General features: G+C 45.8%; 13 protein-coding genes and 2 riboswitches. Of the genes, 7 read left to right on the top strand and 6 right to left on the bottom strand.

Annotation, left to right across the window (positions count from 1 at the left end):
* Nucleotides 1-206 precede the first annotated feature (206 nt).
* Nucleotides 207-294, top strand: a riboswitch (cyclic di-GMP riboswitch).
* 546 nt (nt 295-840) lie between these two features.
* The 4 genes from N288_RS20655 to N288_RS20640 all read left to right on the top strand — a co-directional run bounded on the left by N288_RS20655 (nt 841) and on the right by N288_RS20640 (nt 6,783).
* Nucleotides 841-2,538, top strand: a complete 1,698-nt coding sequence (locus tag N288_RS20655) for a serine hydrolase domain-containing protein (protein WP_022544419.1) — start codon at nt 841-843, stop codon at nt 2,536-2,538.
* A gap of 13 nt (nt 2,539-2,551) precedes the next feature.
* A complete protein-coding gene (locus N288_RS20650; RefSeq protein WP_009792936.1) occupies nt 2,552-4,636 on the top strand; it encodes a glycoside hydrolase family 3 protein in 2,085 nt (694 codons plus the stop codon).
* A gap of 131 nt (nt 4,637-4,767) precedes the next feature.
* Nucleotides 4,768-6,012, top strand: a complete 1,245-nt coding sequence (locus tag N288_RS20645; protein ID WP_396137121.1) for an exo-beta-N-acetylmuramidase NamZ family protein — start codon at nt 4,768-4,770, stop codon at nt 6,010-6,012.
* 345 nt (nt 6,013-6,357) lie between these two features.
* A complete protein-coding gene (locus tag N288_RS20640) occupies nt 6,358-6,783 on the top strand; it encodes a hypothetical protein (RefSeq protein ID WP_009792938.1) in 426 nt (141 codons plus the stop codon).
* 528 nt (nt 6,784-7,311) lie between these two features.
* On the opposite strand, the gene N288_RS20635 is transcribed toward N288_RS20640, so the two are convergent.
* Nucleotides 7,312-8,172, bottom strand: coding sequence for a glycerophosphodiester phosphodiesterase (locus tag N288_RS20635; RefSeq protein ID WP_009792940.1), 861 nt, complete (start codon nt 8,170-8,172; stop codon nt 7,312-7,314).
* A gap of 142 nt (nt 8,173-8,314) precedes the next feature.
* Here N288_RS20635 and N288_RS20630 point away from each other — a divergent pair, with 142 nt between their 5' ends.
* A complete protein-coding gene (locus N288_RS20630; RefSeq protein ID WP_009792941.1) occupies nt 8,315-9,046 on the top strand; it encodes a glycerophosphodiester phosphodiesterase in 732 nt (243 codons plus the stop codon).
* Nucleotides 9,047-9,260: 214 nt separating this feature from the next.
* Here N288_RS20630 and N288_RS20625 read toward each other — a convergent pair whose 3' ends face one another.
* Nucleotides 9,261-9,749: a sigma-70 family RNA polymerase sigma factor gene (locus N288_RS20625; RefSeq protein ID WP_009792942.1), complete on the bottom strand. Its 489-nt coding sequence runs from the start codon at nt 9,747-9,749 to the stop codon at nt 9,261-9,263.
* Nucleotides 9,750-9,997: 248 nt separating this feature from the next.
* Nucleotides 9,998-10,462 carry a hypothetical protein gene (locus N288_RS20620; RefSeq protein WP_009792943.1) on the bottom strand — a complete coding sequence of 155 codons (465 nt, stop codon included), beginning with the start codon at nt 10,460-10,462 and terminating at the stop codon, nt 9,998-10,000.
* A 178-nt stretch (nt 10,463-10,640) separates the two neighbouring features.
* Between N288_RS20620 and N288_RS20615 the strand changes: the two genes are divergently transcribed.
* Nucleotides 10,641-11,774 carry a M20 family metallopeptidase gene (locus N288_RS20615; RefSeq protein ID WP_009792944.1) on the top strand — a complete coding sequence of 378 codons (1,134 nt, stop codon included), beginning with the start codon at nt 10,641-10,643 and terminating at the stop codon, nt 11,772-11,774.
* A gap of 112 nt (nt 11,775-11,886) precedes the next feature.
* Here the strand turns inward: N288_RS20615 and N288_RS20610 are convergent, their stop codons facing one another.
* Nucleotides 11,887-12,042: a hypothetical protein gene (locus N288_RS20610; RefSeq protein ID WP_009792945.1), complete on the bottom strand. Its 156-nt coding sequence runs from the start codon at nt 12,040-12,042 to the stop codon at nt 11,887-11,889.
* Nucleotides 12,043-12,224: 182 nt separating this feature from the next.
* Nucleotides 12,225-12,310: riboswitch (cyclic di-GMP riboswitch) on the top strand.
* Nucleotides 12,311-12,333: 23 nt separating this feature from the next.
* Here N288_RS20610 and N288_RS25740 point away from each other — a divergent pair.
* Nucleotides 12,334-12,468, top strand: a complete 135-nt coding sequence (locus tag N288_RS25740) for a hypothetical protein (RefSeq protein ID WP_022544416.1) — start codon at nt 12,334-12,336, stop codon at nt 12,466-12,468.
* Nucleotides 12,469-12,514: 46 nt separating this feature from the next.
* On the opposite strand, the gene tagU is transcribed toward N288_RS25740, so the two are convergent.
* The gene (gene tagU / locus N288_RS20605) at nt 12,515-13,441 is read right to left on the bottom strand and encodes a polyisoprenyl-teichoic acid--peptidoglycan teichoic acid transferase TagU (protein WP_009792946.1); all 927 of its coding nucleotides are present in this window, start codon (nt 13,439-13,441) and stop codon (nt 12,515-12,517) included.
* Between the two features lie 250 nt (nt 13,442-13,691).
* Complete coding sequence (locus N288_RS20600) at nt 13,692-14,357, bottom strand: hypothetical protein (RefSeq protein WP_156917023.1); 666 nt, start codon at nt 14,355-14,357, stop codon at nt 13,692-13,694.
* Nucleotides 14,358-14,664 lie beyond the last annotated feature (307 nt).

The raw sequence follows: 14,664 nt of genomic DNA, 5'->3' as shown, positions 1-14,664 counted from the left end.
TCCCGATAGGAGGCATCTTTTTATTTTTAAGGAGTACGCTCCGGATAAAATGGACTGGTTTAAACAAAGTGATATTGCAAGACCTCCTTTAGTAGTATGGCCGGCACCTATATTTAAAAAATATTTTTTTGAAAATCATGTTTATTTAATTTTTAGTGTGGTATTAAATTTTAGTGCATGATCTGGTAAATACAGGATGAGAGGGTGAATATCAAGGGCAAAATCACTGAAAAGTGATGACGCAAAGCTATAGGGGCTTATGTGGAAAAAAAACAATGCCAGCCAGCTGCCATCAAACAGAAAAGGGGACTATTTGATGTCAAAAATGAAGTGGGACACGCCTGAAGTTATAAAACGGAGAAAAAAAAGAAACAAAATTATATTGTACATATCAATTTTTGTATTTACTATTGTTTCAAGTGTGCTGGCAACAGTTTTAATGAGTCAGGTATAGCAGGAAAAGACGGAGGCCATGCGGGCATTCCGTCTTTTTTTAGACATAGCCCGCCATGTACCTGTTTCCTGATTCGCGGCGTTTTCAAAATTGCTTTCGGCAGGTTTAATGTTGAAGACTTTCGTTTGTTAATAGGCGGAGTAAATAAAAAAAGAAGATTTGTCCCTTTTATTGTATTTAAAACATTTGTCGAACAAATCCTCCCATCTGTCCATGCCTAAAGTCACGGTTCTGACGTCGAATCAGCATTGACTAGGTCCTCTTTGGTATAGACATCTATACACTTATTTCGCTAACCTAAAGATGTAATTATTTGAATTTTTAAATTAAAGGGAGGGAAGGAGATAGTCCGGTTCGTGTTCAGAGATGATAAAAGGAGGAATAAGATGAAGAATAAGTCTGTGAAAGTGACATTGGCTGCCATCCTGAGCCTAAGCGCTGTGGCTCCTGCAGTTATGGCAAGCGACAGTCCTGAAGCAAAAGAAAAAGCGGGGGATCCGGAAATGAGTTCTTCAAAGTTTATGCCTCCTGTTCCATTTCCATGGGATCATCCGGGAAAATCATCGCCGGTGCTTCATCCGGGATCTGCCAGGGGTGCAGGCATGGTTGAAGGCCCGCTCAATGAAATCGATGGAATCATGGAGGAGATGATTGATTCCAGGGTGATGCCAGGTGCAGTGGCGCTTGTGGCCCGGCGCGGCCATATCGTCAAGCATGAAGCCTATGGCATGGCTTATCAGTACAAAGATGACGGATTGACAGAAGCCGATCAGCCTATCTCCATGGCGAAGGACACCATCTTTGACCTTGCTTCCATCAGCAAAATCTTTACAACAACAGCCGCGATGCAGCTTTATGAAAAAGGCCTCTTCAATCTTGATGATCCGGTGGCTGATTATCTGCCTGAGTTTGCAGCCGGCGGCAAGGAAGAGGTGACCATCAGGCAGCTGATGACCCATACTTCTGGATTCACGGCTTGGATTCCTCTCTATTCACAAGGGAACAGCCGCGAAGACCGTATCTCAATCGCTCTGCAATATCCGCTTGCCAATGAACCGGGGAGCACTTATACATACAGCGACCTCAACATGATTGCCCTCGGAGCCCTTATTGAAAAATTGTCAGGCAAGCGCCTGGATGAATATGTGAGAGACCATATTACCAAGCCTCTTGGCATGAAGGATACCATGTATAACCCTCCCGAAAGTCTGAAGGACAGGATAGCAGCCACTGAATATCAGCCTGCCCTTGGGCGCGGCCTTGTCTGGGGAGAGGTTCATGATGAAAATGCCTGGTCGCTTGATGGCGTCGCCGGTCATGCCGGTGTCTTTTCCACAGCTGGAGACCTGGCGAAGTTTGCACATATGTATGTAAATGAAGGTACCTATGGCGGAAAGCGCATCCTGAAAAAAGAAACAGTCAGGACTCTTACGGAAAATCAGATCCCGCAGTTTCCAGGCGATGACCACGGACTAGGCTGGGAGCTGAACCAGGGCTGGCTCGGCGATGCGCTGACAGATAAAGATTCACTCAGCCACACAGGCTACACAGGCACTTCAGTTGTCATCTCCCAGAAAAATGACACCATTGCCATCCTGCTGACCAACCGGGTCCATCCGACAAGGAACACCGTTTCAACGAATGGAGCAAGAAGGGCATTTGCAAGACAGGTGGCAGACAGCATTCCGGTCAGCATCCCTGGCAAGCAGCCGGCCTGGTTCTCGGGCTATGGCGATAATACAGAAAAAAGCCTGACAGCTGAAGTCGATCTGCATTCACAGGCGGTTCTCTCTTTTGAAACCTGGCACCGGATTGAGGAAAACAGCGATTATGGCTATCTGGAAATCTCAGCAGACGGCACAAATTGGACTGAAGTCAAATCTTTTACCGGAAACAGCGAAAGCTGGAGCACGGTTAAAGCTGAGCTTCCTGCAGATACTAAGCTCATTCGCTTCCGCTATAAAACCGATGCAACCGTCAACGGCAGAGGCTGGTACCTGGATAATATAAAAATCTCTCCTGAGAAAGGTAAAGACATAAAGCCTGAGTTTGCGAGTGAAGAATGGCAAAAACGCAGCTATTAAATGTTGAGGAGGAATGGCTTTGAAAAAGCTCAAAACGATTGTAATGACTTTTCTGGTTCTGATCCTTGGGTTCTCCGCCTGGCTTCAGCCTGCAGCGGCAGCCGGCAAAAATAAGGTGAAGGATCTCGTCCTCCTGCAGAACCTGCCGGAATCCGAGACGCAGTTCAGCGGAAAAACATTGCAGCTTAAAGCACTGCATGTCTATAAGGAAGGGCATTTTCTAGGAGTCTCCAAGAATCTTGACTGGAACTCCTCCAATAAAACGGTCGCCAGGGTATCTGATGACGGAACTGTAACACTGTCAGGAAAAAATGGCCGTACTTTTATTACCGTAACAGATGGAAAAAATAAAGACCGGATCGCCATTGACGCCAAAAATCGCAAATCCGGGTTTCAGGCAGAAATCCGCAAGGAAAAATCAAAGCGCTATCAGCTGGTCGATGATGCTGTCAAAGCAATGAAGCTTGAAGAAAAAGTCGGGCAAATGCTTATGCCGGATTTCCGGACCTGGAAAGGCCAGAACGTAACAGAAATCCAGCCGGAAATTGAAGCGCTTGTGAAAAAATACCATCTCGGCGGCGTCATTCTTTTCCGCGAGAATGTCGTGACAACCGAGCAGACAACGAAGCTGGTCTCACAATACCAGGAAGCATCAGAAAAATACGGGCTCCTGATGACAATCGACCAGGAGGGAGGCATTGTCACCCGCCTGCAGTCGGGAACTGATATGCCGGGCAACATGGCCCTTGGTGCCGCCCGTTCCCCTGAAACTGCCGAAAAGGTGGGGAAAGCTATTGGTGAAGAGCTTGCTGCCCTCGGCATCAACACCAACTTCGCGCCTGTCATGGATGTGAATAACAACCCGGACAATCCTGTCATCGGCGTCCGCTCTTTCGGGGAAAACCCTGAGCTTGTAGCTGAGATGGGGGTAGCTTATACAAAGGGGCTGCAGTCTGCAGGCGTCGCGGCAACAGCGAAGCACTTCCCTGGCCACGGCGACACAGCAGTCGATTCCCACCTTGGATTGCCTGAGGTCCCGCATGATAAAGAGCGATTGAAGGAAGTGGAGCTGTATCCATTCCAAAAGGGGATGGAAGCAGGCATTGATGCCATCATGACGGCACATGTCACCTTCCCGAAAATCGATGATACAAAAGTAATTTCACAAAAAACAGGTGAAGAAATTGCCCTCCCGGCAACCCTTTCCTACAAAGTGCTCACAGAGCTGATGAGGGAGGAAATGGGCTATGAGGGAGTCATTACAACAGATGCGATGAACATGAATGCCATCGCAGAGCACTTTGGGCCTGTTGACGCAGCGATCCGCTCCGTCAAAGCAGGAACAGACATTGTTCTGATGCCGGTCGGACTCGAAGCAGTCGCTGAAGGGCTGCTGGCTGCTGTTAAGTCAGGAGAAATTTCGGAAAAACGGGTCGAAGCTTCTGTTAAGCGAATTCTGACTTTGAAGCTCAAGCGGGGAATCATCAAAGAAGAAACACCGGAGGACCTGAACGATAAGATTGCCAATGCCCTTAATGTCGTAGGCTCTGCCGAACATAAAGCGATTGAAAAGGAAGCAGCACAGAAATCAATCACCGTTGTGAAAAATGAAGGAGCCCTTCCGCTATCAGCGGCAGACAGTGATTCTATCCTCGTTATCGGCAGCACCTATATCAATGACCTGGGGAACGCAGTAAAAGCACGCCACGCTAATACAGAAATCATAGTATCAGCTGACTACAGCCTCACGGCAGAACAGCTGGAAAAAGCGAAAAAAGCAAAAGCAGTCATCGTCGGCTCCTACACGTATAATGTTTCCGGCCGCTCGCCTGACAGCGCACAAATGAAAATGATCAACAAGCTGATCAGCGAAACAGATGCACCAGTCATCACGGTAGCCATCCGCAATCCTTATGACATCATGGCCGTGCCAGGCACAGATGCCTATCTTGCGCAGTACGGATTCCGCCCGGCAAGCTTTGAAGCAACTGCAGGTGCGATTTTCGGAGAGTTCGCGCCAGCAGGAAAGCTTCCAGTGACAATCCCGTCGCTTGAAGGCGGAACTTTGTATGAATACGGCCACGGTCTGAGCTACTAAAGCAGCCGGCAGGAAGGCAATCTTCCTGCTGGACTATTTTTTCAATATGAAGGGTTCCAGTGCCTGGATTCCAGGGCTGGGGCTTTTCTCAAAACCAGGGAGGGGTCACATTGAAAAAACGCTTGATCATTATGCTGTCACTGATTCTCGTACTTTCCGCCCTGTCTGCAGCAGCCTTCGCAGATAACGGAAAGCATAAAGGCAAAGATAAGAAAGCGAAGAAATTCGAGCTGGGCATCGAGGTGCTGCTCGATGATCAGAAGGAATTAATAGAAGGAAAGCGCGTCGGCTTGATCACTAATCCAACCGGCGTCGATCAAGAGCTTAATAGTATTGTAGACCTCCTTCATAATGATCCCGAAGTAGAGCTTACAGCCCTGTACGGACCTGAGCATGGTGTAAGGGGAAGCGCGCAAGCCGGGGAATATGTCGAGTTTTATACAGATGAAAAAACGGGTCTTCCCGTATACAGTCTCTATGGAGCAACCAAAAAGCCGACCCCGGAAATGCTGGAAAACGTCGATGTCCTGCTGTTTGACATCCAGGATGTCGGAACCCGCTTTTACACCTATATCTACACCATGGCCTATGCAATGGAAGCCGCAAAAGAGAACGATATCCCATTCATCGTCCTTGACCGCCCGAATCCGCTTGGCGGCACTGAGGTGGAAGGGCCAGTTTTGGAAACACCGTATAAATCTTTTGTCGGCAATTACGAAATCCCGCTTCGCCACGGGATGACCGTCGGCGAGCTTGCCAAGCTGTTCAATGAGGAATTCAAGATCGGCGCAGACCTGACAGTCGTCAAAATGAAGGGCTGGAAGCGGGATATGCTTTATGACGAAACGGGTCTCCAATTCGTCATGCCATCACCGAATATGCCGACATTGGATACCGCCCTAGTATATCCGGGAGCTGCCTTGATCGAAGGCACCAATGTATCGGAAGGCAGGGGAACGACGAAGCCATTCGAGCTGATCGGAGCACCGTTCATCAATGCCGATAATCTGGCACAGCAGCTCAACAGCCTGAACCTGAAGGGTGTCAGCTTCCGGGCAGCATCCTTCACACCATCGATTTCCAAGCACGCCGGCAAACTGTCCCACGGCATTCAGATCCACATCACAGACCCTGATGAATTTGAACCAGTTAAAACCGGACTGCATATCGTCAAAAGCATCCATGACCTGTATCCGGAGGACTTTGCATTCCGTGCTGAAGACAGCCGCGGCATCTCCTTCTTCGACCAGCTCATTGGAAACGGCTGGGTCCGCGATGCCATTGAAGAAGGGAAATCTGTTGAGTGGATTGAATCGCAGTGGAAGGATGAGCTCAAAGATTTTACTAAAGTGCGTAAGGATTATTTGATGTACTAAGCTGGTGCCAGGCACCGCCGCTTTTGATGCGGCGGTGTTTTTGTGTTTTGCGGGGAGATGTTGCCTGCATTGGAGCGATGGGATACAGGAGTGAGTGTTTAGAGGGTGAGTCATGTATACGAAGAGCCTGATGGGATACATGAGAGGGCGTTTAGAAAGTGAGTCATGTATATGAAGAGCCAGATGGGATACATAAGAGGGCGTTTAGAAAGGAAATCATGTATCCCAAACCCTTTCCCTCATTAGCACTCTCCACTCCCTAGCCCTTTACCAAAAACACGCCCCCTTTTACAACCTCCGAAACCGGGTAAAAATAATAAAAACAAACACCAAGGATGTGATACCATGCCGCAGAAAGCCTATTTGATTAATACAAACCGTTCAGGCTGCCCGAATGGCAGGGATGAGAGGGATATGCTGGCCAATGCGAAGTGCGCGGCATATTTTTCGCCATGGAAAGAAAAGATTAAGAAGCTGCAGGAAGGGGATCTCGTATTTTTATATAGCAACAAGAGGGGAATCATCGCACGTGGTGTGGCGACAGGGGTTGTCCAGGCTGCTGATCATGAAGATGAGAACGGCATTCACTGGGATGAGGAATTTTATATGAAGCTCTATGATTTTGATATTTTGTCTTCCCCTATGCCGGCGGCCAATATCTGTCAGACTGCCGGGCATAAGATTATGTTCGGGCAGACATTGACACCGGTGAAAGCAGAAAGCGGGAAAGCGATTTGGGATGAGATTACAAGGCATTATATAAACACATAGAATTCTTCCTGCATCTTCGTTTTATGCCCGGAAATAAATAAAATAGCTTAGAAGCCGCTCCCGGTTTCTAAGCTATTTTTATGGCTTATTCATGATCTGTATGTTTAGAACGTTCGCTGATAATTTTCAGTAGAAGGAATTTGTCCTGTGGGGATAGCATGGCCCAGCTTCCTGCTTTGATTTTCATTAGTACCACTCCTTGTGTTTTTTGATTGATAAAAAAACGAATATTCTGCGGCAGCTAGATGAGTAAACCAACAATGTAACAGCAAGACCTTTTTTCTCTATGATAGTTTTCCCTAAATTCTTATTATCTTTATACCGCCATTTATTGTAAATGAAACAAAAGAAATATTGACAAGATACGACTCTATTCACGGGGCTTTTTCTTATTTCCTGAGAAATAATTGTCTGATTGCCAAGGAGAATCCAAAATCACGGAGATTAGTGGCTGATTGCAATAAGGGTATGTCGAAAAGAAGATAAAAAAACTTCCCGTCGAAGGAAGTTTTTTTACGTTTATGCTGATTATTCTCTGCCAGCATGATTACTAATAACCTCTGTCAACGTATCGGAGAAATCCGTGAACGCCCCTGTTATTCCCCAAGAGACCCCTTCTTCCATCTCATTCAGCTTATTAATTGTATAGGGGTGTACAAGCAGTCCGTTTGCCCGGGCCTTTTTTACGTACTCTTCATCAATCATATTATAATTCGGGCCAATGCCGGCTGCATACTTCTGCAGCTTCTTGATGTCCTGATCTGTCAACACAGCCTTTTCTTTGTAGGAGATCAGCTGGATCAGAGGGATGTCAGGTTCATTCCGGTGAATCCTTTTAAGACTTTTGCTGCTGAAAGACTGGATGATTACCCGGGCATTGTCCTTTTTGCTGCCTATCAGGCCATATTCACGCAATAGCCTTAAGAGTTCATCCTCCATCCCGGGATATAAATCAGGAGACTTGGTTTCAATATAATAGTTCACCCTGCTGCCGAAATGCTGAAAGATCTCCTCTAAAGAAGGAACCTTCAGGCGGCTGTATGCCGGGTCGGCATAACCGGGATGCTTGCGGTTGAACCAGGAACCCGCATCAAGCTGCTTCAGCTCCTCCAATGTAAAAGACTGGACAGCACCTGATCTATTCGTCGTGCGGTCAACCGTTTGGTCATGCATGGCAGCGAGCTTACCGTCCTTCGTCATCTGCAGATCAATTTCAATATAGTCTGCGCCAAGCTGGGCGGCCATTTCGTATGAAGCAATCGTATGCTCCGGGGCATAGGCGGAGGCACCGCGGTGGCCGATGACAATAAAGCTGTCTGGGGGATGTTCACTGGTTGAGCAGGCACATATGATAAGTAAAAAACTAAAGGAAGTAAATAATTTTTTCATGTTATAGCACCTTTTCTTTTGTTCGTATCAGTATGCCTGATCCTGTCCAGTTGTAAAAGTTGTTTGAAATTTTTAGAGGATTTTTCTTTTGGTTTGTGTTTTTGTGGTATAACGGAAATAAGAAGACAAAGGAGGGAAATGCGTGTCAAAAACTAAAATCTACGCCCACCGCGGCAGCAAGGGCACACATCCAGAAAATACCATAGCTGCCTTTAAAGAAGCTGTGAGGCTTGGAGTCGACGGCATTGAACTGGATGTCCACCTGTCCAAGGACGGCGAGCTGATTGTCATTCATGATGAGAAGGTCGACAGGACGACAAATGGCAAAGGGAATGTCAGGGATATGACATTTGAAGAACTGAAGAAGCTGGATGCAGGTACGTGGTTCAGGGAAGAGTTCGCCGGAGCTAAGATTCCTGTGCTTTCCGAGGTGCTCGAGCTGCTGCAGGGAACGGGCATCAAGCTGAATGTGGAAATCAAGAGTGATGTCATTCCTTATGAGGGCATTGAGGAAAAGGTGCTCGAAGCGCTCGAGAAATATGAATATAAATCCCATGCGATTATTTCATCCTTTAATCATTACAGCCTCAAGAGAGTCCATCAGCTGGATCCTGAAATTGAGACGGCCATCCTGTTCATGGAGGTGCTGTATGAGCCGTGGAAATATGCTGCTGGAATTGGTGCATCAGCACTGCATGTCTATGCGCCGGTTGCCTATGCGGAGGCAAGCAGGGAGGCGGAACGCAACCAGTTCCCGGTCCGTGTGTTTACGATCAATAAAGAAGAACAGATGCGTGAGCTGCTTGACCTCGGGGTGGAAACCATCATGACGGATTATCCGGAAAAGGCGATGCAGGTTCGGGATGCGAGATAGGTTAAACAGCCGCTGTTTGTTGGGCGGCTGTTTTTTGTTTGGGGTGCCAGTCACCATCCCCCAAAAAAAGCCGGGCGTGCTGGTGCCAGTCAGCAGGCCGGACTTTCAAAAATGGGGTAAAACGATGATAAACCTTGGTATAGCTCTACTATACAGTTCCCCGTCTATGAAATAGTTATAGTCTGGTTAAAAATGGTTACAGAAAAGTTACAGTTCAACTAAAAATTTCCCGGTTTCCTTTAAGCCTCTCCTTAGCGCCTTTCCGCCATGCCTTGACTGCAGACAAAGAAACCTTTTCCCTTGCTGCAATTTCCGGAACAGTCAAGTCCCCCAGCACCGTGTACATCACCCATTTTGTCTGATTATCTGTCAGTTCCCCGCAGTATGAGAGGATCAGTTTTTTCTCGAACGGCACTCTAGAATCAGCATCCTCGATATTTTCCCAGAATTCTTCCTTCGCATAAACCTTCTGTTCTTCCTCTCTATTGTTTCGGGTCATTTCTGTCAGGAACTTGCCTTTGATAGTGGTGTAGGCAAAATTAGTGAACTCGCCTTTTTCCGGCCGGAAGTTTTCATGTGCTTCCCAAAGGGCAATCAGGCCGATCTGCAGGAATTCATCTTCATTTTTATAGATGGATAGTGTGCGGATGATCTTCCGGATCATCGGCTGGTATTGTTCTGCAAGCATTTCAAAGTTTTCCATGCGGACTTTCCTATCGGGCGGCGCGCCTGCCAGGTATTCCCGGGTAAGTTCAGCATAGTTGGGAAATAAATTGTTTGCGAATTAGGGAAAATTTCGTTTTTAGTACTTTTTTATCTAAAAAATGATATTTTTTATAAAAAATTCGTATAAAAATCATGGGAAATAAGAAAAAATGAAAAAAATGCCAATTTATCAGAAAATGAAGAAAACCATCCTTAAATAAGAAAGGTTTTGCAGGAGAATTCTTCTTATTTCTGCTTATAATCCCAAAGGATCCGCCAGCCATCCTCCATCTCGGCCGCAAACACATCCTGCACTAAATTGAAATTTCCGTACTTCCCTTTGTATATCTGGGTAACCGTGACTTTATAAACCTTAGGAAAGGTTTCCCCGCCATCTGCCATCCTCCAGTTCTCAAGCTTTTCGGCTTTGCCAAGCTCATAGGAAAAGGTATTGACCCCGAAATGGTTCAAGAAGACGTGGGCCCGGTCCTGGATATAAGGGCCTTTATCAAATTTCTTTTTCATTTCCGGATGGAATAGCTCCCAGGAAGCTGAAAAATCGCCTTTCTGCTCGTATGTATAAAACTCATCAATTGTGCTGACGGCCCTTTTTTCTGCGGAAGGCAGGACGAGCCGGATAAGAAAAAAGAGGGCTGCACAGGCAATGAGAATCACGATGAGCTTAATAGGGAATTTGCCGCGTTTTTTCATCGCGCCCGGCCTCCTTTAGACAAGTTATAAAAAGATATTCGCCAGTGAGTAAAAATATCACCGGACAAATTTATCTTGTTAACATTCTCCAATTGTGAAACATAAACAAAATAGTAAGGTATAATCGATACATAACAAAAGTGTATAATTGGGGCTCATTTTTATGGAGGGGTAAAAAGTGGAGGTTTTTATACAAAGCAGGCAAGGGGAAATGCTGGAGCTGATCGAAAGGCTCGTCAATATCGACAGCGGTTCCCACAATAAAGAGGGGGTAGATAGAGTAGGCTCTATCCTGAAGGAAGAGTACGAAAGGCTCGGGTTCCTGGTCCAGGTCGACGAACAGGAGAAGTATGGCAATAATCTGATCATCAGGCACAAAAATGCCATTGATCCGAAGATCATCCTTGTTGCCCATATGGATACGGTATTTCCTGATGGAACAGCAGCCAAAAGGCCGTTCCGGATTGAGGGGAACAGGGCGCTGGGACCTGGTGTGGCGGATATGAAATCCAGCCAGGCTGAGCTTTTGTACGCTTTGAAGGCATTGATAGCGAGCGGGACAAAGGGATATGAAAATGTCCTGATCGTGCTGAACACAGATGAAGAAATCGGCTCACCGGCATCCAAGAAGCTGATCATCGGGCAGGCGGCAGGCAAGGAATATGCCCTGATCATGGAGCCAGCCAGGAAGGACGGGTCGCTTGTCTCCTCAAGGAGGGGAGGCGGCCGTTACAAGGTGATCGTCAAAGGGCGTGCTGCCCATTCGGGGATTGAGCCGGAAAAAGGGCGCAGCGCGATCGAGGAGCTGGCCCACAAGATCATCCAGCTTCATGAGCTGAACGATTATGAAAAAGGCATCAGTGTCAATGTCGGGCTGATCGAAGGCGGCTCGGCAGTCAACACGGTATCGCCAAGCGCGGTCGCCCATGTGGACATCCGCATCACCGACATGGAGCAGGCAAGATTCCTCCAGGAAAAAATTGAGGAAATCTGCTCCCACACCGATGTGCCTGGCACAAGGGTGGAGGTCAAGGGAAGGATCAGCCGCCCGCCGATGGAGAAGAATGAGCAGAACGAATCGCTTCTTCATGTCATCCAGGAGGTTGGCAAGGAAATTGGGCTCGATGTCTCTGATACGGCTACAGGCGGCGGATCGGACGCCAGCTTCACCTCTGCCAATGGCGTTGCGACCGTGGATGGGCTCGGACCTGTCGGCGGCAATGCCCACAGCGAAAATGAATATGTAGAAATTCCGACGCTTGCGGAAAGGACGCTGCTTCTGGCGAAGACGATCCAGCGGCTGTCGGAATAGAAGGAAGACAGCCATTACGGAACTGCAGTCAGAAATTAACCTGACAGAAGTGAGCAGTCCTATTGTGGCTGTCTTTCCTGTTCCATTTATAGGCCTGGAGAATTTGAAAGCATTACAAGTCTTTCACCATCAGCTTCTTTCTTCTGTCGGCCAGCTGTTGATTGAGCTTCTTCTCTATTCTATCAAGCTGTTCGATTGTTTTAACATCCTGATTAATATAACGGATAGTCTTTTTTATTGATTTAGGCAGTCTGTCAAAATCCTTCATGTAAATAGCACCTCATAGGAATCATACAGGATTCAAGAAATTTATCAAGAAAGAAGATACAATGGAATGTTCAGAAATGAGCATAAAGACCTAAATGAAATCTTAAGGATTACTGGAATTGCCAAGATATTTTGTTTATGATATAAAAGTCCTGTTTAATAAAGGGCAGATAGTTCCGATATAAATACCAAAGGCAAAATCATTGAAAAATGATGACGCAAAGCTAAAGGGGCCTCTATTCAGTCGATAAGGCCAGCCAGCTGCCATCACTTGTAAAGGAGATGTCAAACCTTGAAAAGAAATTGGACCACACCGGAAGAAATCAAGAGGAAGAAACAGCTGAAAAAGCGACTGCTCTACATTTCAATCCCTGTAGTAACCGTACTGGCCAGTGCAGTTGTAACGATACTCGCCAACCAAATTTAACTAGATAAAAAGGGCCGATATCTTTTGGATACCGGCCCTTTATCATTTATAAGCTTAAATGGTTCTTCATTTCCGACTGAATTCTGCCCTTTTCTTCATCTGAAACCATTAAATACCATATGTTATCAATTCTTTCTCCGGTTCCCTCGATGGAAATCTGTTCAATATCCTTAGCTGCATTTTTATAGTGTTTCTGAATGTCAACCATTTCACCAAAGGCAAGATTTGTTTTCACATTCTTACCCAGTGCTGAGAAAATCTCATCGTAATTGGCTAATGAAGAAACACTTACTCCCTTTTTAAGTACAGCCTGGATAATCATTCTTTGGCGCAGCTGGCGGCCGAAATCGCCTCTTGGGTCTTCATATCGCATTCTTGAAAAGGCAAGCGCCTTTTTTCCATCCATTGTTACAGTACCTTCAGGGAAATGATACCCGCCAGAATCAAAATCTAAATCATTGTTAACAGTAATGCCGCCGACAGAGTCGACAATGTCGCGGAAGCCTTCCATGTTGATCTGTATATAATAGTCAATCGGTATGTCCAGGAAGTTTTCAACAGTATCCATCGCCATAGGTACCCCGCCGAATGCGTAGGCATGGTTAATTTTATCAGTGGTACCATGTCCGATAATTTCTGTTCTAGTGTCCCTGGGAATACTCAGCATTTTAACCGAATTCTTTTCAGGGTTGACTGTCAGGACAATCATCGTATCTGAACGGCCCTTATCTCCGTCACGTTCATCTACACCGAGCATGAGAACTGAAAAGGGATCTCTTTTTTCAAGAGTGACTGTCTCCTGGCGCTTTTCGGACTTTTCCCGTTCTATTGGCTGATGCATCGTTTCTACAGCAGAAGTCAGCGAATGATAAACAGAATATGCATAGACGCCAACTGCAGCCGCCAGGATGACAGCAGCAATTGCCGTAATCTGTAGCCACTTTCTTTTCTTTTGCTTTTTAGTTGGTTTCATTTCATTTTCCTTTCAGCCGAGTCTATTGAATGGTTTAACTATGTCATAAACGATAGCATAACATTATAGAGGACTAATCTGTATAGCAGTTTATTCCCAGCTCTTTCTTATATTGTTATGCTGAAGATTATTTGTAAATGTGTCTAATTACCTAATTAGGATACATAAAAATACTAAAATGGAAAAAAGTTATCCTGCAAACCTTTTTCCCAATGAAAAAAGAACAAACCTGTGTGGTTTGTCCCGATTATTATAGTGCACCTTTCGCTTTATCAAGCAGTGCGCTCTCTCTTGCTTTTTTAGCATTCTCATATTTGGTTTTAAAGGTTGCCGCATGGGAAGAACTGAATCCGTTCTTTTTCAAGTCCTGCTCTAATGCCGCATAAACATATTGGAAAGCTCCATCAGTGCTATTCTCTAAAGCGTGGCCAGCCTCACTGTACTTACGGTAAAAATAAGTAACAGATATGGATTCATCGTTCGCTTTCTTTGTGTGATATTCGCTCACTGCCTGTGAAACCAGTGAATTAAGCCGCTCATTTGCCTGGCTTTCGAGCGATTCAAAGGTCGGCTGGTATTTTTGCTTTATGCTTGCTACGGTTACTGGATTATCTTTTTTAGCATCAGGTTCTGTGCCGGCACCTTTATTTCCAGCTGTGGCGGGTGATTGGGTTTTAGGCGAAGCTTGCTTAGATCCATTCTGAGCAGCTTGTGCTTGTTTCCCGGCCTTCTCGGCTGTTCCAGAAGAAGTCCCCGCTTCTGCACTGGTGGAAGTGCCAGAAGCAGCCCCGCCATCGCTGCCTTCGCTGGAATCAGCAGTTGATTCACTATCAGTACTGGCTTGTTCCCCATCTTCACCAGGAAGGACAATATCGTATTCCTGATCAACTATTTCCTCGACTTTTGCATCAGCCACATCGTACGTTTTTATTTTTAGAAAATAAAGTAACGTCCCGCCTCCGCCAATCAGAAGAACTAGAAAAGTGATGAATATATATTTCCAAACCTTGCTCCTGCTATTTTTCTTTCTCTTTCTTTTTCTCTTACCTTCCATGAACGTGAAGTTCTCCTTTCAGATTCAAATAATAAAATCTTACCATATAAAATAGGAAAGAAAAGAAAAATATTGTAAAATATAAAGTGTTTTACAATATTATATAGATAAATATAACCAGAACCATTGAATAAGTTAAACCGATAAAGTATGATAGTACTAGATTTTC

It is taken from the genome of Bacillus infantis NRRL B-14911 (assembly GCF_000473245.1).
Taxonomy (GTDB): Bacteria; Bacillota; Bacilli; order Bacillales; family Cytobacillaceae; genus Bacillus_AB; species Bacillus_AB infantis.
The sequence above is the reverse complement of the archived record's forward strand: the minus strand, read 5'-3'. Positions and strand labels throughout refer to the sequence as shown.